This is a genomic window from Achromobacter spanius (assembly GCF_003994415.1).
Classification (GTDB): Bacteria; Pseudomonadota; Gammaproteobacteria; order Burkholderiales; family Burkholderiaceae_B; genus Achromobacter; species Achromobacter spanius_C.
This window is the reverse complement of record NZ_CP034689.1, coordinates 6,661,759-6,687,823: the sequence shown is the minus strand read 5'-3', so window position 1 is coordinate 6,687,823 and position 26,065 is coordinate 6,661,759. Positions and strand designations below refer to the sequence as shown.

General features: G+C 60.4%; 22 protein-coding genes and 1 pseudogene. 14 read left to right on the top strand and 9 right to left on the bottom strand.

Features of this window, described 5'->3' with window-relative positions:
• The first annotated feature begins 404 nt into the window (after positions 1-404).
• The 5 genes from rpmH to ELS24_RS30735 all read left to right on the top strand — a co-directional run bounded on the left by rpmH (position 405) and on the right by ELS24_RS30735 (position 4,749).
• Positions 405-539: a 50S ribosomal protein L34 gene (gene rpmH, locus ELS24_RS30755; RefSeq protein ID WP_003816025.1), complete on the top strand. Its 135-nt coding sequence runs from the start codon at positions 405-407 to the stop codon at positions 537-539.
• Between the two features lie 111 nt (positions 540-650).
• The gene (locus ELS24_RS30750) at positions 651-1,022 is read left to right on the top strand and encodes a ribonuclease P protein component (protein WP_127186210.1); all 372 of its coding nucleotides are present in this window, start codon (positions 651-653) and stop codon (positions 1,020-1,022) included.
• Positions 1,022-1,294 carry a membrane protein insertion efficiency factor YidD gene (gene yidD / locus ELS24_RS30745; RefSeq protein WP_127186507.1) on the top strand — a complete coding sequence of 91 codons (273 nt, stop codon included), beginning with the start codon at positions 1,022-1,024 and terminating at the stop codon, positions 1,292-1,294. The genes ELS24_RS30750 and yidD overlap by 1 nt, the downstream gene beginning before the upstream one ends.
• Positions 1,295-1,342: 48 nt before the next feature.
• A complete protein-coding gene (yidC, locus tag ELS24_RS30740) occupies positions 1,343-3,022 on the top strand; it encodes a membrane protein insertase YidC (protein ID WP_127186209.1) in 1,680 nt (559 codons plus the stop codon).
• A gap of 281 nt (positions 3,023-3,303) precedes the next feature.
• A complete protein-coding gene (locus tag ELS24_RS30735) occupies positions 3,304-4,749 on the top strand; it encodes a catalase (RefSeq protein WP_127186208.1) in 1,446 nt (481 codons plus the stop codon).
• A 237-nt stretch (positions 4,750-4,986) separates the two neighbouring features.
• Here the strand turns inward: ELS24_RS30735 and ELS24_RS30730 are convergent, their stop codons facing one another.
• From ELS24_RS30730 to ELS24_RS30700, 7 genes are all read right to left on the bottom strand, one after another.
• Positions 4,987-5,145, bottom strand: coding sequence for a hypothetical protein (locus ELS24_RS30730; protein WP_230693692.1), 159 nt, complete (start codon positions 5,143-5,145; stop codon positions 4,987-4,989).
• A gap of 211 nt (positions 5,146-5,356) precedes the next feature.
• On the bottom strand, positions 5,357-6,556 hold the full coding sequence (locus tag ELS24_RS30725; protein WP_127186207.1) for a M20 aminoacylase family protein: 1,200 nt from the start codon (positions 6,554-6,556) through the stop codon (positions 5,357-5,359).
• A 343-nt stretch (positions 6,557-6,899) separates the two neighbouring features.
• Positions 6,900-7,919 carry an ABC transporter ATP-binding protein gene (locus ELS24_RS30720; RefSeq protein ID WP_127186206.1) on the bottom strand — a complete coding sequence of 340 codons (1,020 nt, stop codon included), beginning with the start codon at positions 7,917-7,919 and terminating at the stop codon, positions 6,900-6,902.
• Positions 7,916-8,926, bottom strand: coding sequence for an ABC transporter ATP-binding protein (locus ELS24_RS30715; RefSeq protein ID WP_127186205.1), 1,011 nt, complete (start codon positions 8,924-8,926; stop codon positions 7,916-7,918). Before ELS24_RS30715 ends, ELS24_RS30720 begins: the two co-directional genes overlap by 4 nt.
• An 11-nt stretch (positions 8,927-8,937) precedes the next feature.
• Positions 8,938-9,867, bottom strand: a complete 930-nt coding sequence (locus ELS24_RS30710) for an ABC transporter permease (protein ID WP_050447352.1) — start codon at positions 9,865-9,867, stop codon at positions 8,938-8,940.
• A complete protein-coding gene (locus ELS24_RS30705; protein ID WP_050447351.1) occupies positions 9,864-10,838 on the bottom strand; it encodes an ABC transporter permease in 975 nt (324 codons plus the stop codon). The genes ELS24_RS30710 and ELS24_RS30705 overlap by 4 nt, the downstream gene beginning before the upstream one ends.
• Positions 10,839-10,860: 22 nt before the next feature.
• On the bottom strand, positions 10,861-12,447 hold the full coding sequence (locus ELS24_RS30700) for an ABC transporter substrate-binding protein (protein ID WP_050447350.1): 1,587 nt from the start codon (positions 12,445-12,447) through the stop codon (positions 10,861-10,863).
• Between the two features lie 115 nt (positions 12,448-12,562).
• Between ELS24_RS30700 and mnmE the strand changes: the two genes are divergently transcribed.
• Positions 12,563-13,915: a tRNA uridine-5-carboxymethylaminomethyl(34) synthesis GTPase MnmE gene (gene mnmE, locus ELS24_RS30695; RefSeq protein WP_127186204.1), complete on the top strand. Its 1,353-nt coding sequence runs from the start codon at positions 12,563-12,565 to the stop codon at positions 13,913-13,915.
• A 40-nt stretch (positions 13,916-13,955) separates the two neighbouring features.
• The gene (locus ELS24_RS30690; protein ID WP_127186203.1) at positions 13,956-14,414 is read left to right on the top strand and encodes a GNAT family N-acetyltransferase; all 459 of its coding nucleotides are present in this window, start codon (positions 13,956-13,958) and stop codon (positions 14,412-14,414) included.
• 20 nt (positions 14,415-14,434) lie between these two features.
• Here the strand turns inward: ELS24_RS30690 and ELS24_RS30685 are convergent, their stop codons facing one another.
• Positions 14,435-15,811, bottom strand: coding sequence for a ClcB-like voltage-gated chloride channel protein (locus ELS24_RS30685; RefSeq protein WP_127186202.1), 1,377 nt, complete (start codon positions 15,809-15,811; stop codon positions 14,435-14,437).
• 489 nt (positions 15,812-16,300) lie between these two features.
• Between ELS24_RS30685 and ELS24_RS30680 the strand changes: the two are divergent.
• The 5 genes and pseudogenes from ELS24_RS30680 to ELS24_RS30660 all read left to right on the top strand — a co-directional run bounded on the left by ELS24_RS30680 (position 16,301) and on the right by ELS24_RS30660 (position 21,662).
• Positions 16,301-16,978 (top strand): annotated as a pseudogene (locus ELS24_RS30680) (response regulator).
• Positions 16,979-17,075: 97 nt separating this feature from the next.
• On the top strand, positions 17,076-18,452 hold the full coding sequence (locus ELS24_RS30675) for a sensor histidine kinase (RefSeq protein ID WP_127186506.1): 1,377 nt from the start codon (positions 17,076-17,078) through the stop codon (positions 18,450-18,452).
• Between the two features lie 116 nt (positions 18,453-18,568).
• Positions 18,569-19,567 carry a Bug family tripartite tricarboxylate transporter substrate binding protein gene (locus ELS24_RS30670; RefSeq protein WP_050447345.1) on the top strand — a complete coding sequence of 333 codons (999 nt, stop codon included), beginning with the start codon at positions 18,569-18,571 and terminating at the stop codon, positions 19,565-19,567.
• A 134-nt stretch (positions 19,568-19,701) separates the two neighbouring features.
• Complete coding sequence (locus ELS24_RS30665) at positions 19,702-20,139, top strand: tripartite tricarboxylate transporter TctB family protein (RefSeq protein WP_050447344.1); 438 nt, start codon at positions 19,702-19,704, stop codon at positions 20,137-20,139.
• Complete coding sequence (locus ELS24_RS30660) at positions 20,136-21,662, top strand: tripartite tricarboxylate transporter permease (RefSeq protein ID WP_050447342.1); 1,527 nt, start codon at positions 20,136-20,138, stop codon at positions 21,660-21,662. Before ELS24_RS30665 ends, ELS24_RS30660 begins: the two co-directional genes overlap by 4 nt.
• Before the next feature lie 96 nt (positions 21,663-21,758).
• Here the strand turns inward: ELS24_RS30660 and ELS24_RS30655 are convergent, their stop codons facing one another.
• The gene (locus ELS24_RS30655) at positions 21,759-22,925 is read right to left on the bottom strand and encodes a pyridoxal phosphate-dependent aminotransferase (RefSeq protein WP_127186201.1); all 1,167 of its coding nucleotides are present in this window, start codon (positions 22,923-22,925) and stop codon (positions 21,759-21,761) included.
• A 113-nt stretch (positions 22,926-23,038) separates the two neighbouring features.
• Between ELS24_RS30655 and ELS24_RS30650 the strand changes: the two genes are divergently transcribed.
• Positions 23,039-24,064, top strand: coding sequence for an AbrB family transcriptional regulator (locus ELS24_RS30650; protein ID WP_050447340.1), 1,026 nt, complete (start codon positions 23,039-23,041; stop codon positions 24,062-24,064).
• Between the two features lie 243 nt (positions 24,065-24,307).
• Complete coding sequence (locus ELS24_RS30645; RefSeq protein ID WP_006216596.1) at positions 24,308-24,514, top strand: cold-shock protein; 207 nt, start codon at positions 24,308-24,310, stop codon at positions 24,512-24,514.
• Positions 24,515-26,065 lie beyond the last annotated feature (1,551 nt).

The following is a 26,065-nucleotide window of genomic DNA, read 5'->3' as shown; positions in this document are numbered from 1 at the left end:
GTCGCTCTTATTCAAACCTCGATTCTACCTTGCCTGGGCTGGGGTTATCCACAGGGCAGGACATAAGCGTCTACACTGCCCAGGCTTAACTGTTTGACAAGACAGGGAAAACTTGCTGAAATGGTGGGCTTTTCCGAATTCTGTCTGTCAGAAGGTTTCACAGAGAGCTTAGCCGGAGTTGTAGCAAGTACCCTCCTTTCACAGGTTTGGGCGCTTACTGCACTGTCCGGTTTTTAGCTTTGCTGAATAGGTCGCCTGGGGAGAAATCCCTTGTCCAGAGCCCCGTCTACGAGTTGTTTTTGTACCTGTTGCAAAAAAGCTCACTAGATACCCGCTTCTGATTTTGCGTCCTGGAACCCTCCGGGCAGGTCCCTTCTGACTTTTGTTCTTTTTGTGGATCGTCCATGAAACGTACCTACCAACCTTCCGTTACCCGCCGCAAGCGCACCCATGGCTTTCGCGTGCGCATGAAAACCCGCGCTGGCCGCGCCATCCTGAACGCCCGCCGCGCCAAGGGCCGCAAGCGTCTGGCTGTCTAAGTTCTGGTTTTCCGGTTTTCCCGGAAACCTGACTATTTGCACGGACCGGCCATATTGCAAGACCTCTCGCAATCTCGTTCTGGTTCCGCGCAAACGCCTGACCCGCAGTCCATGCCGCGCTCCACGCTTCCCCCGGAGGCGCGGTTGCATCGCCCCTCCGAGTTCGCCGCTGCCCTGAAAGGCCGGCGTCTTGCTCGAGGGGCGTTATTCATTGTGACGTCGGCTCCCAATGATCTGCCCCCCGGCCAGGATGCCTGTGCCCGTCTGGGGCTCATCATCGCCAAGCGGTTCGCCGCCCACGCCAGTACGCGCAACGCCATCAAGCGGGTCATCCGCGAAGCGTTCCGCCATCGGCGCCTGGCGCTGCCGGCCAAGGATTACGTCGTGCGCTTGCATAGCAAAGTCGCGCCCACCACGCTCACCTCGCTTAAACGCGTGGTCAGGGCCGAAGTGGACGCTCACTTTGACCGGATTGCGCGATGATTTTCAAAGCACTGCTCATTCTTCCGATCCGCTTCTACAGGTTCTTCCTGAGTCCCTGGATCGGCAGGCAGTGCCGCTTCACCCCCACTTGCTCGGCGTACGCGATTGAAGCAATCGAACGCCACGGCGTCTGGCGCGGCTTCTGGTTGGCAGTCCGGCGTATTGGCCGTTGCCACCCGTGGTCGCCCGGCGGCTGGGATCCGGTTCCGCCGTCCAAGGGAACCAATGGCCCCCCGTGCTGTTCCCACAGCCACCGCATCGAGCACGATTGACGCTAAACTGGCGGGCTTTGCTGGCCCGTATTCACTTCAGTAGGCACCATGGATATCCGACGAACCGTCCTCTGGATGATTTTCTCCTTCTCGCTGTTGCTCCTATGGAACAACTGGCAAATCCATAACGGCAAGCCGTCCCTGTTCGGGGGCCCGACGCCCGCGGCCAGCACGGCTGAACCGCAGGCCGGCGCCAATAACGCCACGCCTTCGGTGCCCAGCGCGCCCACCACCACGGCAACCGCGCCGTCGGCGGTTCCTGGCGCCACCGCGCCCGCCACGGCGCGTTCGGAAGAAGTCGTTGTCACCACCGACGTGCTGCGCCTGACCTTCGACACCATGGGCGCCCAGTTGGTACGCGCCGAGCTGCTGAAGTACCCGGCAACTGGCCATGCCGACCAACCCACCGTGCTGCTGGACCGTTCGGCCGGCCTGACCTACGTGGTGCAGTCCGGCGTGGTCGGCGCGCCCAACGGTCAGAGCTTCCCCACGCACCAGACGCCTTTCCGCGTCACGTCCACCGAACGCCAAATGACCGGCGACAGCCTGGTCGTGTCGTTCGAGGGCGAATCGGGTGGCGTGAAAGTCACCAAGACGTTCACCCTGCACAAGGGCCGCTACGACATTGACGTGCGCCACGACCTGACCAACGTCGGTTCAGCCCCCGTGTCGCCCGCGCTGTACCTGCAGCTGGAGCGCGACGGCAATGACCCCGCCGACACGTCCAGCTTCTATCACACGTTCACCGGTTTCGCCGTCTACTCTGAACAGGAAAAATTCCAGAAGAGCACGTTCAGCGACATCGAAAAGAAGAAGGCCAGCTACGTCAAGCAGGCGGACAATGGCTGGATCGCCGTGGTGCAGCATTATTTCGCCACCGCCTGGGTGCCGCCGCAAGGCAAGCCGCGCACGAACGAACTGCTGGAAGTGCAGAAGAACCTGTACGCCGCCCGCAGCATCGAAGCCGTGGGTGAAATCGCCCCGGGTTCCGCCTCGCGCGTTGACTCGCACCTGTGGGTCGGCCCGCAAGACCAGAAGGCCATGGCGGCGCTCGCTCCCGGCCTCGAACTGGTCGTGGACTATGGCTTTTTGACCATCATTGCCAAGCCGCTGTTCACGCTGATGACCTGGCTGCATTCGTTGCTGGGCAACTGGGGCTGGACGATTGTTGCGCTGACCGTGCTGATCAAGGCCATCTTCTACCCGCTGGCCGCCGCGAGCTACCGCTCGATGGCCCGCATGAAGCAAGTGGCCCCGCGTCTGCAGGCGTTGAAGGAAAAGTACGGCGACGACAAGCAAAAGCTCAACGCCGCCATGATGGAGATGTACCGCACCGAAAAGATCAACCCGCTGGGCGGCTGCTTGCCGATGGTGGTGCAGATTCCGGTGTTCATCTCGCTGTACTGGGTGCTGCTGGCCAGTGTGGAAATGCGCGGCGCGCCGTGGATTCTGTGGGTCCATGACCTGTCGATCCGCGACCCGTACTTCATTCTGCCCGCCATCATGATGGCCACCATGTTCCTGCAGATCAAACTGAACCCGACGCCGCCGGACCCCATCCAGGCCAAGGTCATGATGATCATGCCGCTGGTGTTCGGTGGGATGATGTTCTTCTTCCCGGCCGGCCTGGTGCTGTACTGGTGCGTGAACAACACCCTGTCCATCGCACAGCAGTGGTCCATTACCCGCGCCATGCAGCGCAAGGCGGAAGCCGCGGCAAACCGCTAATTCCGATAGGCCTGCACTGCAAGCCTCCAAGAACCGGCCCCTAGCGGCCGGTTTTTTCATGCGCGCGAGGTTCACACCGTCCACTTCCTACGCGTTAAACATGAAAAATTATCGATAGTTTTTGGCAATCGATTTATATATAGCAATCAACTTCACAAACGCAACCTTGACCCCTATGATGTGTCGGACATATTCCCTGGCGGATACGCACGGGAATATTCACAACACAGCGTGGGGCCCAAGCGGTCGCGCGCCTTCCAGAATTACGTACGGAGTGTGCTATGACCGACAAGAAGCCTCTGACCACCGCCTCGGGCGCGCCGGTGCCGGACAACAACAACACGTTGACGGCCGGCCCTCGCGGCCCGGCGCTGTTGCAAGACTTCTGGCTGATTGAAAAGCTGGCCCACTTCGACCGCGAACGCATTCCCGAACGCGTCGTCCATGCCAAGGGGTCCGGCGCCTACGGCACCTTCACCGTTACCCACGACATCACGCGCTACACCCGCGCCAGCATCTTTTCGCAGGTCGGCAAGCAAACCCCGCTGTTCCTGCGCTTTTCCACCGTAGCCGGCGAACGCGGCGCGGCGGATGCCGAACGTGACGTACGCGGCTTTGCCATCAAGTTCTACACCGATGAAGGCAACTGGGACCTGGTGGGCAACAACACCCCGGTGTTCTTCATTCGCGACCCGCTGAAATTCCCCGACTTCATTCACACGCAAAAGCGCGATCCCAAGACAAACCTGCGCAGCGCCACCGCCGCCTGGGACTTCTGGTCGCTCAGCCCCGAATCGCTGCATCAGGTCACCATCCTGATGAGCGACCGCGGCATTCCCGCCAACCTGCGTCAGCAGCACGGTTTTGGCTCGCACACGTTCAGCTTCGTCAACAAGGACGGCGAACGCTTCTACGTGAAGTTCCACTTCAAGTCGCAACAGGGCGTGGTCTGTATGAGCGACGAGGAAGCCGCCCAGGTGGTTGCGCACGACCGCGAAAGCTCGCAGCGTGATCTGTTCGAGAACATCGAGCAGAAGAACTTCCCGAAGTGGACGCTGAAGGTGCAGATCATGCCCGAAGCCGAAGCCGCTACCTACCACATCAACCCGTTCGACCTGACCAAGGTCTGGCCGCATGGTGACTATCCGCTGATTGAAGTGGGCGTGCTGGAGCTGAACAAGAACCCCGAGAACTACTTCGCCGAAGTCGAGCAGGCCGCTTTCACCCCGGCAAACATCGTCCCGGGCATCGACTTTTCGCCGGACAAGATGCTGCAAGGGCGCTTGTTCTCGTATGGCGACACGCACCGGTACCGCCTGGGGATCAATCATCACCAGATCCCCGTGAATGCGCCGCGCTGCCCGTTCCACAGCTATCACCGCGATGGCGCGAGCCGTGTCGATGGCAACGTGGGCGGTACGCTGAACTACGAGCCCAATAGCGCGGGCGAGTGGAAGGAAACCCCGTCCGCCGGCGAACCGCCGCTGGCGCTGGACGGCCAGGCTGCCGCGCGCTGGAACCACCGCGTGGATGATGACTATTATTCACAGCCCGGCAACTTGTTCCGCTTGATGACGCCGGAAAAACAGGAACTGCTGTTCGGCAATATCGGCCGCCATATGGCGGGCGTGCCGGAAGAGATCCAGCGCCGTCAGTTGGAACACTTCAAGAAGGCCGATCCGGCTTATGCGGCCGGCGTGGCCAAGGCGCTGGGGCTGACGCTCTGAGGGTGCCAGCAGCCTGAATAGAAAAAGGGCGGTTCCGCACAGGAACCGCCCTATTTTCATCATTGCGGGCTAGACGCACCGGTGTTTATGTAGGGGTGCCGTGCATGCTTTCGTAGGTGATTTGCTCTCTAGGAATCGAATTTCGCTTTATCCACAGCTCGTGGCAGTGGCCTGTTTTCAACGTTATCCACAGGGCTGGCCACGAATGCAGGACTTGGCCAGCGCCAGGCAAAGCGTTTAGCGCAGACTCGCCGACGCGGCCACGCACGCAGACAAGGTATCCACACCTTCGGCCAATGCGGGGGTGGGCGAGGCCAGCGCCAACAGAGCCAACACCAGCGCCAAGCCGGTGGCGGTGACAGTTTGGACCAGGCGGTCCTGAAGTTCGGATGACATACGCATGGTGTTCCTTGTGGATAAGTGCTTATCCGCGGGATTTCCGCTTGCTGTGGAACGACCCATTATGGGAACCGCGCCTGCTATCTCAAACGAAGTTATGGGCGTTTGATCAAAGCTTCACGTCATATAGAAAAAGCCGCGGGAGTACACCCCGCGGCTTTATCAACAACGCCAATAAGCAAATAGCCTATCGGTAGTTGTCGGGCATTCAGGCGGCCGGCAAGAAGGCCTCGGTAAGCTTCACCCAGTACGTGGCGCCCACCGGCAACAGCGCATCATTGAAATCGTAGTTCGGGTTATGCAACTGGCACGGACCCATGCCGTGATAGCTTTCCATGCGGTGGTCGCCATCACCGTTGCCCAGGAACAGATATGCACCCGGAATGGCTTCCAGGAAGAAGGAAAAATCTTCAGCGCCCATGAAGGGCGGCATGTCGCGCAGCACGCTTTCAGCGCCGAACGCCTCTTCGGCCACCTTCGCCGCAAAGGCCGTTTCCTTTTCCCAGTTCACCAGCGGCGGATAAGCCCGCACGAAATCGAGTTCGCCCGTGCCGCCATACACCTGCGGCAAGGTGGTGGCGATACGGCGCATGTCGGCTTCGATCTTGTCCAGGGTTTCCACCGAATACGTGCGCACCGTGCCGCGCAGCACGGCCTCGCCGGGAATCACGTTGTAGGCATCACCCGCATGGATCTGCGTGATCGACAGCACGGCCTGGTCCAGCGGATTCTTGCTGCGCGAAATCACGGTCTGCAAAGCGTGCACCATATCGGCGGCCACAATGATGGGGTCGACCGAGGCATGAGGCTGCGCCGCGTGCCCGCCCACGCCCTTGATGACGATGTCCCAGCGGTTGCTGGAAGCCATCGTCGGGCCCGCGCGAAAGCCGAACTGGTTGACCGGCATGCCGGGCATGTTGTGGATGCCGAACACCGCATCGCAGGGGAATTTGTCGAACAGGCCGTCCTGCATCATGGCGCGCGCGCCGGCGTTGCCGCCTTCTTCGGCCGGCTGGAAGATGAACACCACCGTACCGTCGAAATTGCGATGCGTGGATAGGTATTGCGCGGCGCCCAGCAGCATGGCGGTATGGCCGTCATGGCCACAGCCGTGCATGCGGCCGCTGATGGTGGACTTGTGTGCAAAACGGTTGTGCTCGGGCATGGGCAGCGCATCCATGTCAGCGCGCAGGCCGATCATCTTCTTGCCGCTGCCGGCGCGCAATACCCCCACCACGCCGGTTTTCCCGAGGCCCGTATGCACTTCCAGGCCCCACTCGCGCAAGCGTTGCGCCACCAGGTTGGACGTGCGCGTTTCCTGGAAGGCCAGTTCCGGGTGCGCGTGGATATCGCGGCGCAAGGCGGTCAGTTCCGGGTGCGCGCGTTCGATTTCGGCAATGGTTTTCATGGGGTCAGAGTCAAATTAGGTGAATTCACAAGGCGACGTAGGATGGGTGAAGCGCGATCAGCACGTCAGAAAAAAGCGAGTGCCAAACGCGCGTAACCCATCAAGCGACGGTTCAATTTTCACAAGCGCATGCGCAAAACAAGCTTCTTTAGTAGCGGTCAGGTTCTTCTTTATTCCTGCCATGTTTCCGGCTCTGCTTGATGGGTTGCGCGCGCTTGGTGTCAGCTTTCTTGTCCAGGGATTCTCGCGCTTCACCCATCCTACGTCTAGTCAGGGCGTGTCATTCTTTACCCATCCAACGTCCAGTCAAGGGCATGTCGTTCTTTACCCATCCAACGTCCAGTCAGGGTGTGTCGTTCAGGTGGCAGGCGCTGAGCTGGCCTGGCGCGATTTCCCGCAGCAAGGGCCGTTCCTCCTTGCAGCGCGCCATGGCGTGGGGACAACGTGGGTGGAATGCGCAGCCACTGGGCGGGTCCAGCGGAGACGGCAGTTCGCCCTTGATCGGCTGATACGTGCGCCGACCGGGCGTCAAGGTCGGCAGCTCTTTCAACAGTGCTTGTGTGTACGGATGGTTGGCGCGCTGAAAAACCGTGTCGGTCGGCGCAAGCTCCACCACGCGCCCCAGATACATGATCGCCACGCGGTCCGAGATATGGCTGACCACGCTCAGGTTGTGGCTGATGAACAGATACGTCAGGTCCAGGTCATCGCGCAATTGTTCAAACAGGTTCAGCACCTGCGCCTGAATCGACACATCCAAAGCGGCCACGGCTTCATCGCAGACGATCACGGAGGGCTTGAGCGCCAACGCCCGCGCGATGCCGATGCGCTGCCGCTGCCCGCCTGAAAACTGATGCGGGTAGCGCTGCGTGAAAGACGGGTCCAGGCCCACTTGGCGCATCAGCCCGGCCACGTATTCCGCCTTGTCGCGGGCGCGGATCAGGCCGTGCGCCACGGGTGCCTCGCCGATGATTTCGCGCACCCGCATGCGCGGGTTGAGCGAGGCGTAGGGGTCTTGGAAAATCATCTGCACGCCTAGCTCGTAGGCGCGCCGCTCCGGCCCCGCCATCGTCCGCACGGCCTTGCCCTGGTAGTGCACATCGCCCGACGAGGGCGGCAGAATGCCGGATACGACGCGGCCCAGCGTGGATTTTCCACAGCCTGATTCACCCACGATGCCAATGACTTCGCCAGGCTGCACATCCAGGTCCACGCCGGCCACGGCGTGCACCACCTGTGTCTTCAAGCCCGCCCCCAGCAAATTGGCAATGCGCCCGGCCAGGTCCACGGGCTGCACGAAGCGCAGTTCCACGTCGCGCAGGGACAAGATGGGGGCGGCGGCGTCGCGTTCTGCTGCGCTCATTTGGGGTCTGGGTCTCCGGCGTGCCAGCAGCGCACCCATTGCGCCGGGCGAACTTCCACAGGCTGCGGTTCGATCAGACAGGCGTCGGTGGCGCGGGGACAGCGCCCGCGAAACGCACAGCCTTGCGGCAGATTCAACAGCGACGGTGTCATGCCGGGAATCGGCACCAACGGCCTGCCGCGCGATTCCGGTGTGGGGATCGATGCAATCAGCCCATGCGTGTACGGATGCATGGGATGCGTGATGACGTCATACGTGCTGCCCGTTTCAACTACGCGGCCCGCATACATCACCGACACGCGGTCGGCCAGGCCAGCCACCACCGCCAGATCGTGCGTGATCCATATCAAGCCAGTACCGGTTTCGCGGCACAGCTTCTGCACTTCAAAAAGAATCTGCCCTTGAATCGTGACATCCAGCGCGGTGGTGGGCTCGTCGGCGATGATCAGGCGCGGTGAATTCAAGAGTGCGATGGCAATGGCCACGCGCTGGCGCATGCCGCCAGACAGTTGGTGTGGATATGCGCGCAGGCGCTCCTGTGGCGACGGAATGCCCACCATCGTCAGCGTCTGCAAGGCGCGTTGCCGCGCTTGTTCGCGCGACACCTTGTGGTGCGCTTGCACCGCCTCGATCATTTGCGTATCCACGCGCAGCACGGGGTTCAGCGTCATCATCGGGTCCTGGAAGATCATCGCGATCTCCTGGCCCCGCAATTGGCGCCAGCGGTTCGGCGTTGCCCCGCGCAGGTCTTCACCGTTCAGCCGCAGGTGCCCTTCAACGATGCGGCCCGGCTCGTCCAGCAAACCCATCAGCGAAAAACCGGTGATGCTCTTGCCTGATCCTGATTCGCCCACCAGGCCCAGGATTTCGCCTTCGGCCAAGGTCAGGTCCACACCATCCACCGCCTTCACCACGCCATTGCGCGTGAAGAAGTGCGTCTTCAATCCTTGCACTTCAAGAACCGTCGGGGGTGCGGCCAAGGGCGTTTCCACAGCGTTTGTCTGCATCGCGTCCGCCCCTAATTCGCGTGACGCGGGTTGAGCACATCGCGCAGGTGGTCGCCCACCAGGTTGATGGCGATGATGGCCAGCGCCAGCGCAATGCCGGGAAAGAACGATATCCAGTACTGGCCCGACAACAGGTATTCAAAGCCGTTGTAGATCAGCATGCCTAACGACGGCTCGGTCACCGGTACCCCCACGCCCAGGAACGACAGCGTGGCTTCCAAGGCGATGGCGTGCGCCAGGTCAATGGTGGCGATCACGATAAGCGGCGGCATACAGTTGGGCAGCACATGACGAAACAGCACACGCCCCCAGGACAAGGACATACAGCGCGCGGCCTCCACATATTCCTTGCCACGCTCCACCAGCGCGGCGCCGCGCGCGGCCCGCGCGAAATACGCCCACTGCACGACAATCAGCGCGATGATCACCTTATCCACACCCTTGCCCAAAATCGCCAAGAGCATAAGCGCAACGAGGATGGCGGGAAACGACAACTGGATATCCACAATCCGCATCAGCAGCGCGTCGATCCGGCCGCCAAAATAAGCCGCGATCAGGCCAACGGTGGCGCCGATGCCAAAGGCCGCCAGCACCGACACGGTAGCCACCATCAAACTGGTGCGCATGCCATAGAGAATGGCCGACAACAGGTCGCGCGCCTGCCCGTCGGTACCCAGCCAGTGGTGCATGGAGCCATCGCTGCTTTCGCTGCCTGGCTTCAGCTTGGAATCCATGATGTCCAGCACCGCCAGGTCGTAAGGATTTTGCGGCGCGATCCACGGCGCCAACACGGCGGCGCCCACAATCACCACCAGCATCACCAGGCCCAGGGTGGCCAGCTTGCTGGCGAAGAAATCCTTCACGAAGCGGCGCCAAGGCGTTTCTTCCTTGCGCGCGGCGGCCGGCGCGGCGGAGGCGGGGACATTGACGTTGGTGTTCATCGGCGGCTATCCAGACGTACGCGGGGGTCCAGCACCGTGTAGATGATGTCCACCACCAGATTCAACATGACCAGGAAGAACACGATCAAAAGCAGATAGGCCACCACCACCGGACGATCCAGATTGATGATGGAATCGATCAGCAGCTTGCCCATGCCCGGCCACGAAAACACAGTTTCGGTGACGACGGCGAACGCCATCACCTGGCCGAATTCAAGACCCGCCACCGTCACGACCGGAATCAGGATGTTCTTCAACAGATGCACGCCCAGCACCCGCTTTTCCGACAAGCCCTTGGCGCGCGCGAACTTGATGTAGTCCATGGGCAGTGCTTCGCGCGTGGCCGCGCGCGTCACGCGAATGATCATCGCGCACTTGGCGATGGCGATCGTGGCGGCGGGCAAGGCCAGGCTCATCCAGCCGCTAAGCGTCAGCACGCTCAGCTCAAGCGAACCAATGCTGACCGTCTTGCCGCGCCCCCCCGCCGGCACCCAGCCCAGCATCACGGCGAACACCATGATCAGCATCAGGCCGACCCAGAAGTTGGGTAATGAGAAACCCAGCACGGAGCCGGTCATGATGGCGCGTGAACCCGGCGCCTGCGGCTTCAAGCCCGCCAGGATGCCCAGCGGCACGCCGATCAGTACCGACATCAGCATGGCCACACAGGCCAGTTCGACGGTGGCCGGCATGCGCTCCAGGATCAGGTGCATGGCCGGCTCGCCCGTCAGGAAGCTGTTGCCGAAATCGCCTTGCACTGCCTGGCTCATGAAGATCAGGTACTGCCGCCACAGCGGCAGGTCCAAACCCAACGACGCGCTGATGGCGGCACGCTGCGCCTCGGTGGCTTCCGGGCTGGCCAGCATCGAAACCGGATCGCCCACCATGTATATGCCTGCAAAAACCAACGCCGACATGACAAGCATGACGACGATGGTTTGCAGCAGCCTTCTTACGATTGTTGCCAGCACTGGAAACCGCCCGCGTTGCGCGTTACTTCTTCAAGGTTGCAAACTGCGCAAGCGTGACCTGGTCAGGGCGGCCCTGGTAGCGGATGTCGTTCTTCATCGCCCAGACCGACAATTCGAAGTGAATCGGCAGCATGGCGTAGTCGTCCATTGCCATGTTGCTGGCCTTGGACAGCAACTCGGCGCGCTTGGCCTCGTCCATGGTGGACGATGCTTCCTTCACCAGTTCGTCCATCTTCGGGTTGGAATAGCGGCTGCGATTGGTGGTGCCCAGGCCGGCTTCCGGATTGCGCGTCACCAGCAGTGAAGTCAACGCGTTGGACATTTCGCCGCTGGTCACCGACCAGCCCGCCAGATACGCCGAGAACGCATAGCTGTCACGGTTCTTGAAGAACACCGGGGGCGCCATCGCGTCCACACTGGTCTTCACGCCGATGCGCGTCCACATCGATGCGATCGCTTGCGCCACCTTTGAATCATTCACGTAGCGGCCCGACGGCGAACCCAGCGTGATCGAGAAACCGTCGGGATAGCCAGCTTCCTTCAGCAAGGCCTTCGCCTTTTCCACATCGGCCTTGGGCGCTTTGGAATGTTCCTTGCTGGAGCCGAACATGGGGTAGGGCAGCATGTTGCCGGCGGGCAGGGCCACGCCGCCCATCACCCGCTCAACCAGCGCTTGGCGATTGATGGCGAGCGACAAGGCTTCGCGCACGCGCTTGTCCTTCATCGGGTTCTTGTCGGTGCCCTTGATGCCGGGCGACGGCTCGGCGTACTGATCCAGCGCTACATACACAACACGCACGGACGGCGTTTCTTCCACGAAGAGCTTTTTGTCGCTCTTCAGCTTGGGCAGGTCGTCGGTGGGGGGATCTTCGATCATGTCGACATCACCGGCCAGCAATGCGGCCACGCGTGCGGCGGCGTTGCTGATCGGGCGGTACACCACACGGTCCCACTCAGGCTTTTTGCCCCAGTAGTTTTCATTGCGCGCCAACACGAACTCGGCGCCGCGCTTCCACGACACGAACTTGTACGGACCCGTGCCAATCAAGCCATCGCCGCTGTTCAATTCGGTTGTCGTCTTGCCTTCCGGCGCCGGACCGGATGCGGCCTTTTTCGACAAGATGGGCAATTGCGCCAGGTTCACGAGCAGATTCGGGGCGGCCTGCTTGGTGGTGATGCGCACGGTCATCGGGTCGACCGCTTCAGTCTTCTCGACCGAACCCAGGTACAGCGTGAAGGGAGACGGGCTGTTGGGTACCTTGGGCACGCGGTCATACGTGAACACCACGTCTTCGGCGGTGAACGGCGTGCCATCCGAGAACTTCACGTTGGGGCGTAGCTTGAAGGTCCAGACCTTGCCGTCCACCGTCCAGGATTCCGCCAGTGCGGCCTTCGGCTTCAACTGGGCGTCGGTAGCCACCAGCGTATCGAAAATGGTTTGGGAGATCTGCGTGTTCGGCGTCAGCGCGTGATATTGCGGATCCATCGACGAGGGCTCGGTCTTCAGGGCGATCACCAGATCGCGAGCCATTGCGGAACTGAATGTGCCAAAGGCCAGCATCACCGCGGCGGAGCCGCAGGCCAAGACACGCGAAAACCGAGATGCCATCGTGATCTCCCTGAGTTGATTCGGGTTTTGAACCTCGGGGCCACATTAACCAGCAAACAAGGGGCTGCGCAACAGTTATATTCCCCTATTGTTCTCGCTTCCGTCCCCTTCAGATATGTCCGCTTACGCCCCCATTGCCGCCATTGCCACCGCCCCCGGAAGAGGCGGCATCGGCGTCGTGCGCGTTTCTGGTGCGGACCTGTCCGAGTTGGTGCGCCGCCTGTTCCAGCGCGAACTCACGCCGCGCCACGCGCACTATCTGCCATTCAAATCCGTGGACGGCGAACTGCTGGATGAAGGCATCGCAATCTACTTTCGCGCCCCGCATTCCTATACCGGTGAAGACGTGCTGGAACTGCAAGGCCACGGCGGCCCAGCCGTGTTGCGCCGTGTTCTGGAAAGCTGCCTGGCCGCCGGCCGCGACCTTGGTGTGCGCCTGGCCGAACCGGGCGAATTCACCCGCCGCGCCTTTCTCAACGACCGCATGGATCTGGCGCAAGCCGAGGCCGTTGCGGACCTGATCGATGCGTCGTCCGTAGCCGCTGCGCGCGGCGCCATGGCTTCGCTATCGGGCGAATTCTCGGCGCGCGTGAACGAGCTGTCCGACCGCATCATCCACCTGCGCATGCTGGTCGAGGCAACGCTGGATTTTCCGGAAGAGGAAATCGATTTTCTTGAAAAGTACCAGGCTCGCCCGACGCTGGATGCACTGACCGCGGACCTCTCCAGGCTGATCGCGCAAGCCCGCCAGGGGGTCATCTTGCGTGAGGGTTTGCACGTGGTGCTGGCTGGCCAACCGAACGTGGGCAAATCCAGCTTGCTGAACGCGCTGGCGGGCGACGACATCGCCATCGTCACCCCGATTGCGGGCACGACGCGCGACAAAGTGGTGCAGGAAATCCATATAGACGGCGTACCCTTGCACATTGTCGACACGGCGGGCCTGCGTGAAACCGACGACACGGTCGAGAGCATCGGCATCGCCCGCACCTGGCAGGAAATCGAGCGCGCTGATGTTATTTTGCATCTGCAAGACGCCACCCAACCCGGCGACGAGCTGGACGCACAGATCACCGCGCGTCTGCCGCCGCGTACACCGGTGCTGAAAGTTTTCAACAAAGTGGATCTGTTATCCACAGGCTTCGTGGCGGGCGCTGGCGAATTGGGCATTTCCGCCAAGCGCGGCGCGGGCCTGGATGCGCTGCGCGCCGAACTCCTGAACATCGCAGGCTGGAACCCCGGCGCCGAATCCCCCTGGCTGGCGCGTGAACGCCATTTGCACGCCCTGCAGCAAGCGGCCGAGCATCTGGAATTGGCGGGTGAACACGCGGGTCAGGACGACCGGGTGCTGGATCTGTTTGCAGAAGAACTGCGCCTGGCGCATGACAGCCTGTCGAGCATCACCGGCAAGTTCACTAGCGACGATCTTCTGGGCGAGATTTTTTCCAGTTTCTGTATTGGGAAGTAGTTTTCCTTTCTACGGCTAAACGTTATTGGCGAGTACCCCCATGCCCTTCGCGATCCGGCTTGCCACCCCAAACGACATCCCCGTCATTGAACGAATCGTTGCCGACGCCTACACCCCGTACATCGCGCGCATCGGAACCGTCCCGGGTCCGATGCGTGACGACTACGCGAAGCGTGTCGCCGAAGGGGTCGTCCACGTGCTGGAAGAGGCCGACGTCATCCAGGCGGTGCTGGTCTTGATTCCCGAACCCGATTGCCTGCTGTTGGACAACATTGCGGTGTCTCCGGCAGCGCAAGGAAAAGGGGTTGGCCGCGTCCTCATGCACTACGCGGAAACCTGCGCGCGCGAAGCGGGACTAGCAAATATCCGTCTTTATACGCAGGAAAAAATGACGGAGAACATAGCAATTTACCTTCGCTATGGCTATGTTGAAACGCACCGCGCCGAAGAGCTTGGGTTGCGTCGCGTATTCATGCGCAAGAGCTTGCCTTCAATGTAGCGATCAACAAATATGAGCATTTACTCGCCTTTGTCCGGCGATGTTTTCGCCACGATTTTTTGCGCGCGGCGGTTGTTTGCAAGCGACTTCGCATACACCGATTCCGGCCGTATTCGGTGCGCAATCACGTAGCCGGTGATGCAAGCCAGCATCAACGGAAGCATGACTTCATAGCTCAAGGTCATCTCAAAAATCATCAAGATAGACATCAGCGGCGCATGCGTCGTAGCGGCCAGCAATGCGCCCATGCCTACGACGGCATAACTGGAAACCGGCGACAGGCCACCAGCCGAAATCAGGGCTTGCAAGCCGGTTCCGTACAAGGCTCCCAGCGCCGCCCCCACGAACAACGTTGGCGTGAAGACGCCACCAACGGCACCCGACCCCGCGCTGGCGGCGGTAGCGAGGATCTTCATCAGCAAGATGGCCGCCACTGCCTGCCACGCCCATTGCGTGTGCAGCATGCTGTTGACCACGCTGTAGCCGTTACCCCATACCTCGGGGTTGATGACCGATAGCGCCCCCACGATCAATCCGCCCAGCGCCATTCGCATCCATAACGGAAAGGGCAGGCGGGAGAAGGTGGCACGCGCGCTGTCCAGCAGGCGAAGGAATTGGGGCGCCACCAAGCCCGCGACTACGCCCAGTCCCAGGTAATTGATCACCTCCCAGCCGGACACGAATTCAAAGTGCGGCATATGGAACACCGCGTCGTAGTGCAGGATTTGGCGCGTGACGATATTGGCCACCACCGACGACACCACCAGCGGCACCAGTGTGGCGGACGAAATCACGCCGAAGACAATTTCAGAGATGAACAACGCGCCCGCAATCGGTGCGTTGTAGGCGGACGTGATGCCCGCGGTCGCCCCACAAGCGACCAATAGCCGCAAATGGCGGGGCGGCAACAGCAGAAATCGCCCGGTCAGCGACGAAAACATGGCGGCCAACTGCACCATCGGGCCTTCACGGCCGATGGAAGCGCCGGATCCGATGGAAAAAATGGACGACAGGCTGCGGGCCAGAGTCTGGCGCAAACCGATGACACCGCGGCCGATGGAAATGGCTTCCATATAGTCGGCAGCGCCACGTTTGGGGAGCCAGCGGGCAGCCATCTGCAAGATGACCCCGGCAATTGCGCCTCCAATGGCAGGAGTCAAAAACCGTTGCCAAGGGTCCAGGCCCCGGGCCAGCGACACCATGCCATGCGGCGCATCTTCGCCGCCCAGCACCATCTGCGCCCATCCCAATAACTCGCGAAACACCACCGTGGCCAGTGCACCGAACAATCCCATCAACGCCGCCGCGAACAAGGTGGCGGGCAAGTTGTCGGCAATAAAGCGGTCTCGCAGACCGTTCAGCCAACGCCATTTCCTGTTTTTTATCTCGATAGCCATGGCGGGATTCTACGGCTGAAACTGCTCACTTTTTGTTCAGCCAACCGTCAAGAACGGGGCGCTGTACCCCCTCGAATCCTCATTTCCGCAGACGCGCCTGCAGGCGTTTTTGGCCCTCTGCAAGGGCGAAAAACCGGGTAGGCAAAGGGCTCTTATTCGGGGTAAAAGTGCCGCTTTCCACCCCATTTACCATGGCCGACCCTGTGGATAACTCCTAAGTAGCCAGGTTGTGCACATTGTGTGGAGGCAAGTTGAACAAGCTGGGGTTTTGAGGGGTGTCCGAAATGTTGTCCAACTTCAACTTTTTTCCCACACAGAGTTCTTGCACAGGCAAAAACGGCTGCAAACTGATGAAAAGAATGAGGTTTTCAAGGTTAAGGTAGTTATCCACAGGCCTTATTAATCATTAGTCTTTATATAAAGAGAAATAAAGGAAAAGCCAAACATGCTTTCCCATTTCGCCCAGCCACTCCCCCCCGGACTCCGTCCATGCGCATCCTCCTGATAGAAGACGAAGCCGAACTTGCCCGTTGGCTTTCCCGAAGCCTGGCCAGGCATGCTGGCTTTGTCGTTGAGTGGGCTGACGACGGATTGGTCGCCGAAAGAAGGTTGGCAATCTAAGAATTCGACGCGGTCATCCTGGATCTGGGACTTCCCGGCATGGATGGCCATGCTTTGCTGGCAAAAATTCGCGCGCGAGACGACCGTACGCCGGTGTTGGTCTTGACCGCGCGCGATTCATTGGCCGAAAAAATCGGCACACTGCACCTCGGTGCAGACGATTTCCTGCCGAAACCGTTTGTTGTGGAAGAGTTGGAAGCGCGTTTGATCGCACTGATTCGGCGCAGCCGAGGTCGCGAACATCCGCGTTTGGCACTGGGTAACCTGGTTTTCGAGACGTCAGCTCAAAAATTCACGGTCTCTGGACAGACTTTGCAGTTATCCCCACGTGAACACGCGGTACTGCGGGTGTTGATCCAGAAAAGCGGCGAACCGATCAACAAGCAGCAGATTCTTGATCGCATCGTGTCGGACGATGCCGACATCAACCTGGAAGCCATCGAGGTTCTGGTGCACCGTCTGCGCAAAAAATTGGCGGATACCGGTGTGCAGATCGTGACCATGCGCGGTATGGGCTACTGCCTGGAGAACCGTGTTGACAACTAGAAGTCCGAAAAAAAACGGATTTTTCGCGCCAAAAAAACGCAATCGCACGCTCAAGACGCAGCTGCTCTGGTGGCTGATTCCGACCTTGGTCTTGGTGATGATGGGTGCGTTGTGGCTGTCAAACCACCAACTGCGTAACCAGGTCGACATTGCGTACGACCGTTCGCTTTCTGGAGCATTGCGCGCAATCGACCACAACATATCCACAGCCAGCGGTGGATTAGCCATGGAACAGCCCTACCTGATGCTGGAATTTTTTGAGCTGACGGCCAATGGAAACGTGTTCTACCGGGTGGCAACCGAGGATGGGCTGGCCGAAATAGGACATCCGGACCTGCCGATGCCGGATCAACCACTGAAATCGGGCGAACCGCGTTTTTTCTATGCGACTTACCAGGGCACCCCCGTGCGGGTTGCCGCGCTGGCCCGCCCCATGGACCCGCCGCTCTACGCGAATAAAGGGGGACGGGTAATCGTGCAGGTTGCGGAGGGGCTGGAAGGCCGCCAGGCGTTCCTGCACCAGGTACTGCTGCGGTCGGTGGAGCGTGACCTGGCGGTGATCCTCATCAGCGTTCTGGTCATCATCCTGGGGGTATTCATGGCGCTACGTCCGCTTGCCCGGCTCAGGCAAGAGGTGGAAGGGCGTTCTGGAGACGATTTAAGCCCCGTCAGCGATTCCGAGATGCCGGGTGAGGTCCTGCCCTTGGTTGCCGCTGTAAACCTCCACATGGCCCGTTTTGCGGCCCAGGCGAGGGTACAGAGCCAGTTCCTGGACGACGCGTCCCATCAATTACGCACGCCCTTGTCCGTTTTGCGAACCCAAACGGCCTATGCCTTGCGCGAAACAGACCCCCAGGAGGTCCGTACAGCCCTTCTGGCGATGCAGGAGGGCCTGGACAGGGCCGTACGCACCACCAACCAAATGCTCGCCCTGGCGCGCGCTAAGGACGCTTCCCTGGGCGAAAGCGGATTCACCGTGGAATCCGTCGATCTGGTCGAACTTGCCGACTCCGTGATTCGCAACCTGCTGCCAGCGGCGCGGGCCCGGCAATTGGACATAGGCCTGGAGGCCGCGCAACGCCCCTTGCCGGTCAACGGCACAGAATGGTTGCTGCGCGAAGCGGTCACTAACCTGGTCGACAACGCGATCCGTTACGCGTCGCCGACCGGAGAGGTCACCGTGACCGTACAGGCCAAGGGAAGCGAGGCAAGGCTGGTGGTAGAGGATGACGGCCCTGGCATGTCGGCCGAGGACATCGCCCGTGCCTGTGTACGCTTTCGCCGGGGCGCGGCGGGCAAGAACACGTCAGGGGCGGGGCTGGGCCTGGCCATTGTGGGCACCATTGCCGAAATCCTTGGCGCCAAGCTGGTGCTGGAGAACCGCGCGCCTTTACCCGGATTGCGCGCGACCTTGGTGTTTTCCCTGGAACCCACGGTGAATGCTGCGCCGCGTCACGAAATGGGCGCGATTTGAAAGGGTTTGGAAAGCTTCGATTTTGTACGGTAGGGTCCGCTGGGTTCGTGCAGGCGTGACATCGCCGGCTCGGCCAACCAGCCATACCTAGACCTATAAATCTCGGAGACGCAAGAATGCAGACCAGCCTGAAGCTGCGCCTGGCCGCCTTGGCGGCGCTTGGCGCGATGACCTTGTCCCTGGGCGTGGCCCAGGCCGCTGATGAGCCTCGCCGCCCGGAATGCATCGCGCCGGCCCAACCCGGCGGCGGTTTCGACCTGACCTGCCGTTTGGCAACCGAGGGCCTGAAGCAAAGCGGCGCGCTCAAGAGTTCGATGCGCATCGTCTACATGCCGGGCGGCATCGGCGCGGTGGCCTACAACAACATCGTGGCCCAGCACCCCAACGAACCCGGCACCATCGTTGCGTTCTCCGGCGGTTCCCTGCTGAACCTGGCCCAGGGCAAATTCGGCAAATACAACGTCAACGACGTGCGCTGGCTGGCCGGCATCGGCACCGACTACGGCGTCGCCGTCGTCCGCAACGACTCGCCCTATACCGACCTGAAGAGCCTGATGGAGGCCTTCAAGCAGGATCCCACCAAGATCGTGCTGGGCGCCGGTGGCACGGTGGGCAGCCAGGACTGGATGAAGGCCGCCCTGACCGCGAAGGCGGCCGGCGTGGACTTCAAGAAAATGCGTTTCGTCGCCTTCGAAGGCGGGGGCGAAGCGGTTACCGCGTTGCGCGGCGGCCATATCCAGGCCTACATGGGTGATGCGGCCGAAGCGTTCACGATGCTGGAAGGCGGCGCGCCCATTCGGGTGCTGGCGGTGTTCAACGACCAGCGCCTGCCGGGCAAGCTGAATACGGTCCCGACAGCCAAAGAGCAGGGCTATGACATCGTCTGGCCCATCATCCGCGGCTTCTACGTGGGGCCGAAGGTGTCCGACAAGGACTACCAGTTCTGGGTCGATGCGTTCAACAAGACCGTGGCGTCGCCCGAATTCGAAAAGTTGCGTCAGCAACAGGGTCTGTTTCCGTTCAACAAGACGGGCCCTGAGCTGGATGCGTACGTGAAGGAGCGCGTCAAGGTCTACGGCGAACTCGCGGATTCATTCGGCCTCATCAAGAAGTAAGTCCAAGAAGTAAGCCGCGCCGCAAGGCGTTCCCTTTCTATCGCGCCCCGCAAGGGTTCCCCGCGCCGCTGGCCTGGCAGGTGGCGACGGGGGCGGCTGCGCCCGCGCGTTCCCATACAACGGAAAAGTGGATCATGAATGATCGAATCCTGGGCATAGGCGCGCTGGCGCTGGCTGCCTTCATGACAGCGGCGGGATGGGGCATTGAAGCCCCGTTCGCCTACGAACCCGTCGGCCCACGCGCCTTTCCCTTGCTGGTGGCCGCCATCATCGGCCTGTGCGGCTTGTGGCTGGTCTACAAGGGCGGCCACACAGTGGAAGCCAACCCGCCCGGAGCCAATGGACGCATCGCGTTGATGATGGCGTTCACGGTGGGCTATGCCTTCTTGTTCCAATGGTTGGGCTTCATTATCGCCACCAGCCTGATGACGGTTTTTGTGGGCCGCTTGTTTGGTGGCGGCTGGGTCAAGTGCGCCATCGGCGGCATCGTCATGAGCGTGGTGTTTTTCTTGCTGTTCGACAAAGTGCTGGACGTTGTGTTGCCCGGCGGCCTGCTGGAGACCTTGCTATGAGCGGCATTCTTGATCATCTTTCAATCGGTTTCGGGGTTGCGTTCTCGCTCACCAACATTCTGGTGGCCATGATCGGATCCTTCATCGGCACCATGGTGGGCGTGCTGCCCGGCCTGGGTCCTGTCAACGGCGTGGCGATGCTGATACCCATCGCTTTTGCCATGAACCTGCCGCCGGAAACTGCCTTGATCCTGCTGGCGGCCGTGTATGTAGGTGCGGAATACGGCGGCCGCATTACGGCGATTCTCTTGAACGTGCCCGGCGAGGCCAGTGCCATCATGACGACGCTGGACGGGTATCCGTTGGCGCGTCAGGGTATGGCCAATGTGGCGTTGTCGTTGTCGGCATGGTCGGCGTTTTTCGGCGCCATCGTATCGGTAGTGGGCATCATCCTGCTGGCGCCGCTGTTGGCGAAATGGGCGCTGGCTTTCGGTCCGGCCGAGTATTTCGTCCTGATGATTTTCGCGTTCTGCTGCTTGACGAGCCTGCTGGGAAAGCAGCCCGTCAAGGGGGTATTGGCTGCGATGATCGGCTTGTCGATTTCGGTGGTGGGCGTGGACGCGAATTCAGGGGTTTACCGCTACACCTTTGAATCAGTGCATCTGGCTGACGGGATTGATTTCGTGGTGATTGTGATTGCCTTGTTCGCGGTCAGCGAAATGCTGGAGATGTTGGAAAAGGTAGTTCGTGGGCACAGCGTTGAAGTCACCCCCAGTGGTCGCAAGCTGTTCAACCTGAAAGAGTTGGCGTTCACGTGGTGGAGCGTGGTGCGCAGCGCGCTGGTTGGCTTTGGCGTGGGCGTGTTGCCCGGAGCGGGGGCCAGCGTTGCCGCGGCCGTTGCCTATTCGCAAGAAAAACGCATCATCGAAGCCAAAGACCCGAACGCCAAATTTGGCAAGGGTGATATGCGGGGTCTGGTTGCGCCGGAAGCCGCCGCCACAGCGTCCGCCATCGGATCATTCGTGCCGATGTTGACGCTGGGCGTACCGGGATCAGGCACGACGGCGGTCATGATGGGCGCGCTGACGCTCTACAACATCACGCCGGGACCGGTCCTGTTCGACACCAAACCAGAGTTGGTGTGGGGTTTGATCGCATCGCTGTTCGTCGCCAACGTGCTGCTGTTCGTCATGAACGTGCCGCTGGTGCGCTTGTTCTCGAAGGTGCTGTCGGTACCGGGCTGGCTGATGGTTCCCGGCATTCTTTGCATCAGCTATATCGGTGTGTACGCGATCAATTCGGGCACGTTTGACCTATTGCTGGTGGCCGGTATCGGCGCGTTGGGATACTTCCTGCGCAAGTTCGGGGTGCCGATGGCGCCGTTGGTGCTGGGCGTGGTGTTGGGCAACATGATGGAACAAAACCTGCGGCGTGCCCTGTCCATCACGGATGGCGACGTGGTCGTGCTTTTTTCCAGCCCTGTGTCCCTGTCGTTGTGGGCGGCGGCGCTGGCGGTGGTGGTGGTGCCGCAAGTGTTGCGTCGCATTCGGCGGTCCAGGAACGTGGCGGCTGATGCCTCGTAAAGATAGGCCTAGCGGCATGTAAAGCATAGGGGCGCTTCGAAGCGCCCCTATGCTTTTATTCTGAATACGAGTAATCACTCGTATTTTTTGGAACGATCAGACTTGCGCCAATCTTTCCAGCGCCGCGTCAAGCGTGGCATCCTTCTTTGCAAAGCAGAAGCGCACGATATGGTGGTTGGATTCGGCGGCATCGGGTTGGCGATAGAAGGCCGAAACAGGGATCACCGTCACGCCGTGGCGCACGGTCAGGTCGCGGGCAAAGTCGGCTTCATTCTGCTTGGAAATCTGGCTGTAATCAGCCAGCAGGAAGAACGTGCCCGGACTCGGTAGCGGACGGAATCGCGTGTTGGCCAGGCCTTGCGACAGACGGTCTCGCTTGGCCTGGTAGAAGGTTGGCAGGTCCAGGTACGGCTTGGGATCACGCATGAATTCGGCCAAGGCGAACTGCATCGGCGAGGGCACCGTGAACACCATGAACTGGTGTACCTTGCGCAACTCGGCACTGAGCTGCCGCGGCGCGCAGCAGTAGCCGATCTTCCAGCCGGTGGTGTGATAAGTCTTGCCGAACGACGAGATCACGAAAGCGTGTTCGGCCAGTAACGGCCGACGCGCCACGCTGGCATGCGGCTTGCCATCAAACACGATGTGCTCATAGACCTCATCCGACACCAGCAGCACGCCGGTATCGCGCACGATGGCTTCCAACGCGTCCAGGTCGCTGTCGTCAAGCACCGCGCCCGTGGGGTTGTGCGGGAAGTTCAGCATCAGCAGGCGCGTCTTCGACGTGATGGCGTCGCGTACGCGCTGCCAGTCGATGCGGTAGTAAGGGTCAGCCTCGGTGGGCGCGCGCAGCGGCACCGGCACGGCTGTGCCGCCCGCCAGCCGGATGGCCGGCAGGTAGGAGTCGTAGCAGGGTTCAATGACGACGACTTCGTCGCCGCTGTTGACCGCGGCCAGCACCGTTGCCATCAGCGCCTCGGTGGCGCCGCTGGTCACCGTGATCTCGGTCTCCGGGTCGTAGGCGTGGCCATAGAGCTCGCGCGTCTTGGCCGCGATGGCTTCACGCAAGGGCGCGACGCCAGGCATGTACGGATACTGGTTGTGGCCATTGGCCATGGCTTGGGTCACCAACGCACACAGCGCGGGGTCGGGATCGAAGTCAGGAAAGCCCTGGCCCAGGTTGATGGCCTTGTGTTCGATGGCCAAGCGGCTCATGACGGTGAAGATGGTGGTGCCAACGTCGGGAAGTTTGGATCGGATCATGGTGAACGCGAAGGAATGCGCAAGGGGCGAAGAAAGTTCTCGTAAGTATCCCACTAACTCATAATTCGGGTTTCGCATTGGCGCCGCAGGTGGATGGAATCGTGGTTCAGAACATGTGGTTGAGGGTGATGGGCGGCTTGGTGATCGCGCTGGCTGGTGCGCTGTTGGCGGTGTGGGCGCATCTGCCTTTGCCGTGGATGCTGGGCGCGTTGCTCGTCACGGCCGCGACGCGGATCGCCGGCCTGGGCACGGTCTGCCCCAGGCCGGCACGCAACGGCGGGCAGTGGGTGATAGGCACGTCGCTGGGCTTGTACTTCACGCCGCAGGTGATCGGGCACATCGGCAGCAATGCGGGGCCTATCGTCGTCGGCATGTTGTTCGCGTTGGCGCTGGCGTTCATGGGGACCGCTATGCTTCGCCGCTATACGGATGCCGATCTCAAGACCGCCTGGTTTTCGTCCGCCATCGGCGGGGCAAGCGAGATGGCCAATCTGGCGGAACGCCATGGCGCGCGCATCGACCGGGTGGCCACGGCGCACAGTGTGCGGGTGCTGTTGGTGGTGGTGACCGTACCGTTCATTTTCCAGTGGTGGGGCGTGGCGGGGCTAGATCCCACGGTGCCTGGACCCACCGCGGTCCACGGCGCGGGTCTGGCTGCATTGGTGGCGCTGACCTGTGTTGGCGGCATGGCCTTCGTGAAGCTGCGTTTGCCGAACCCCTGGGTATTGGGGCCGATGCTGATAGCCATGTTGCTGACCTCATCGGGCATTGAATGGTCGGCTTTGCCGGACTATGTGCCCAAGGTGGGTCAATTGCTTATCGGCTGGTCCCTGGGCGACCGCTACCGCCCGGACTTCTTTCGGGCGGCGCCGCGTTTTATCGCGGTGGTAGCAGCCTTTACCTTGACCGCTTTGGGGTTGGCGTTTGGCTTGGGTGCGCTGCTGGCCTGCTGGTCGGTGGCGCCGGTACCCACGCTTATCTTGGGCACTACGCCAGGCGGCATTGCCGAGATGGCCATCACCGCCAAAGTGCTTCAACTTGGGGTGCCCGTGGTAACCGCCTTTCATGTCACGCGCATGGTTTTCGTGGTGATTGTGACAGGCCCGATTTACGCCATTCTTGCGCGTCGGCAAGGCTAATTCCGCATGGCGGTACTTGGGTCGAGTCTGAAAAATGCGACATTGGGGTAAACAACAATATGAGGCGTCAATGCCGGATGAGTATGCTGATTCCGCAGTTGATTCAAGCAGCGCGCGGACTCGTTCTGTTGCTTGGCGACGAGCGGGAACACAGCAGCAACGCAGGTATTTCTACCGGTCGTTCAGTTCTCACGGCGTCCTTGATTCATTGCATTTCGAGTTAATTACAGGACGCTAGAAAAAATGGCTCAGAAGGGCAAAGTTAAGTGGTTCAACGCCGACAAGGGTTATGGCTTCATTACCCCCGATGTTGGCGGAACTGATGTTTTCGCACACTTTTCCGCCATCCAGGGCCGCGGCTATCGCAGCCTGAACGAAGGGCAGGAAGTCGAATTCGAAGTTAAGGATGGTCCGAAAGGACCTCAAGCGGCCGAAATTCGCCCGCTTTAAATCGGGGAATCCCCATTTCCCGTCCGCCAGGTCTAAACCTGGCTACAACGCCCCAAGATCTTCGGATCTGGGGCGTTGTTTCATTCCCGGGCTGTTTGGCCCCGCTTTGGGAACGACGGCAAGCCTCTGCCGTGCACAATAGTTAGTGTTCACTAACATATTCTCTACCCTTGGATAACTCTGTGGATAATTATTTTTGAGCATCTCCATTTTGATGCTCATTAATGAAGCACGGGCATTGCTGCGGTGGAGGTTTTGCACAGATTTTCAAGTTTCACGTTTGGTATTGCACGTGGCGCTGTTTGGTGCCTGCCCACGCTGTGCGCGCATGCTGGCTTAGCGCGAAAACCCCCTGTTTCCCCCGTAAAAATGCGGTTTTGGCACTTTATTTTGATGATGCCCAGGGTAGCGATGCCTACGCGAATCGGCCGCTTTGCGGTAGTTCTTCATACCGATTTTTCGGCATCCAGCCATGGTTGTTCACAAAGATATCCCCATGCCGGTTATGCACAGATTTTGACGCAAAGTGGCAAAAAAAGGCTGCAACTGCCTGTGGATAGAAATGGGGATAGGAACGTTTGGGGGCGGCTTTGGTGCGGAATTTCGACGAGCCAGCGGAAATGGTTGAGGATCTTTTCTGCCTTGTCGCATTGAACGGGCTGTTGCGTTCATTGCGTCGGATGGGCCCCCAAATCACGCAAGCTGCTTTTCCACAAGTGCCACATGAAACCGGACTCTCGTCCATATGGAGGATGGCGGGGCGGGTGCTGGCCGGGCAAGATATTTGTGATGTCAAAGATCAGCGGCCTGCCGCAGTGTGGACACTACGCGCGATAAAGAGAGTCGCGCCCGGATTGGCGGCTGAAATAGGAATCAGGATGGGCGCTGCGGGATAAGTCTGTGAATAAGCCGCGAGCCGCATTTTTGTCGCAATTTGACTGACCAATAACTATAGAGTTCCCGGCTTTTCGTGCTCTCGTGCATGTCCAGCTTTCCTCATCGGGCGGGCGGTGGAAAAGCGCTGGGAATGAATGCCCAGCTTATCCACAAAGTTTTCCACGTGAAAAATCGTGGTGCACATTGGATTTAACGCTGCGGTGGCTGAAGTGGAATCAGCCGCGTGTTGGCGCACGACAATGCGATTTCTCCTATGACATCCGGTGCAATCACGTTCGGCTTGTTGATCGTCGAGTTTTACCGTTGGATGTGGCTAGCGCGGGCCAGCGCTTGTTTTCCAAATCGCCCTTCTTAAGTTATCCCCAAAGTTATTCAGACAAACATATTCATGTGAAGGTCGGGTCTGGCATAAACGCGCTTGCTATCGTAGCTGTTGATATCTTGCTTTGCCTACGCCGCTGCATCGGGACGGGGGGACAAAATTTGGCCCACCAGGATATCCACCGCGCCTTGTGAATAAAGAGCGTGGCTGCGGACTTACTTTTCCACGGCAGCAAGATAAGTGCAATTTGCACGCGTCTACCGGGACAGCGGCAAATGCGGCGTTGATATTTTTCGACTCTTGGAGAATCGCGCGGCGGGCGGTGGGTTGCT

Bases quoted from the DNA above. Each gene is read 5' to 3' on its own strand.
- rpmH (WP_003816025.1), top strand. From the start codon at position 405: ATGAAACGTACCTACCAACCTTCCGTTACCCGCCGCAAGCGCACCCAT.
- ELS24_RS30750 (WP_127186210.1), top strand. From the start codon at position 651: ATGCCGCGCTCCACGCTTCCCCCGGAGGCGCGGTTGCATCGCCCCTCC.
- yidC (WP_127186209.1), top strand. From the start codon at position 1,343: ATGGATATCCGACGAACCGTCCTCTGGATGATTTTCTCCTTCTCGCTG.
- ELS24_RS30735 (WP_127186208.1), top strand. From the start codon at position 3,304: ATGACCGACAAGAAGCCTCTGACCACCGCCTCGGGCGCGCCGGTGCCG.
- ELS24_RS30730 (WP_230693692.1), bottom strand. From the start codon at position 5,145: ATGTCATCCGAACTTCAGGACCGCCTGGTCCAAACTGTCACCGCCACC.
- ELS24_RS30725 (WP_127186207.1), bottom strand. From the start codon at position 6,556: ATGAAAACCATTGCCGAAATCGAACGCGCGCACCCGGAACTGACCGCC.
- ELS24_RS30720 (WP_127186206.1), bottom strand. From the start codon at position 7,919: ATGAGCGCAGCAGAACGCGACGCCGCCGCCCCCATCTTGTCCCTGCGC.
- ELS24_RS30715 (WP_127186205.1), bottom strand. From the start codon at position 8,926: ATGCAGACAAACGCTGTGGAAACGCCCTTGGCCGCACCCCCGACGGTT.
- ELS24_RS30710 (WP_050447352.1), bottom strand. From the start codon at position 9,867: ATGAACACCAACGTCAATGTCCCCGCCTCCGCCGCGCCGGCCGCCGCG.
- ELS24_RS30700 (WP_050447350.1), bottom strand. From the start codon at position 12,447: ATGGCATCTCGGTTTTCGCGTGTCTTGGCCTGCGGCTCCGCCGCGGTG.
- mnmE (WP_127186204.1), top strand. From the start codon at position 12,563: ATGTCCGCTTACGCCCCCATTGCCGCCATTGCCACCGCCCCCGGAAGA.
- ELS24_RS30690 (WP_127186203.1), top strand. From the start codon at position 13,956: ATGCCCTTCGCGATCCGGCTTGCCACCCCAAACGACATCCCCGTCATT.
- ELS24_RS30685 (WP_127186202.1), bottom strand. From the start codon at position 15,811: ATGGCTATCGAGATAAAAAACAGGAAATGGCGTTGGCTGAACGGTCTG.
- ELS24_RS30675 (WP_127186506.1), top strand. From the start codon at position 17,076: ATGATGGGTGCGTTGTGGCTGTCAAACCACCAACTGCGTAACCAGGTC.
- ELS24_RS30670 (WP_050447345.1), top strand. From the start codon at position 18,569: ATGCAGACCAGCCTGAAGCTGCGCCTGGCCGCCTTGGCGGCGCTTGGC.
- ELS24_RS30665 (WP_050447344.1), top strand. From the start codon at position 19,702: ATGAATGATCGAATCCTGGGCATAGGCGCGCTGGCGCTGGCTGCCTTC.
- ELS24_RS30660 (WP_050447342.1), top strand. From the start codon at position 20,136: ATGAGCGGCATTCTTGATCATCTTTCAATCGGTTTCGGGGTTGCGTTC.
- ELS24_RS30655 (WP_127186201.1), bottom strand. From the start codon at position 22,925: ATGATCCGATCCAAACTTCCCGACGTTGGCACCACCATCTTCACCGTC.
- ELS24_RS30650 (WP_050447340.1), top strand. From the start codon at position 23,039: ATGTGGTTGAGGGTGATGGGCGGCTTGGTGATCGCGCTGGCTGGTGCG.
- ELS24_RS30645 (WP_006216596.1), top strand. From the start codon at position 24,308: ATGGCTCAGAAGGGCAAAGTTAAGTGGTTCAACGCCGACAAGGGTTAT.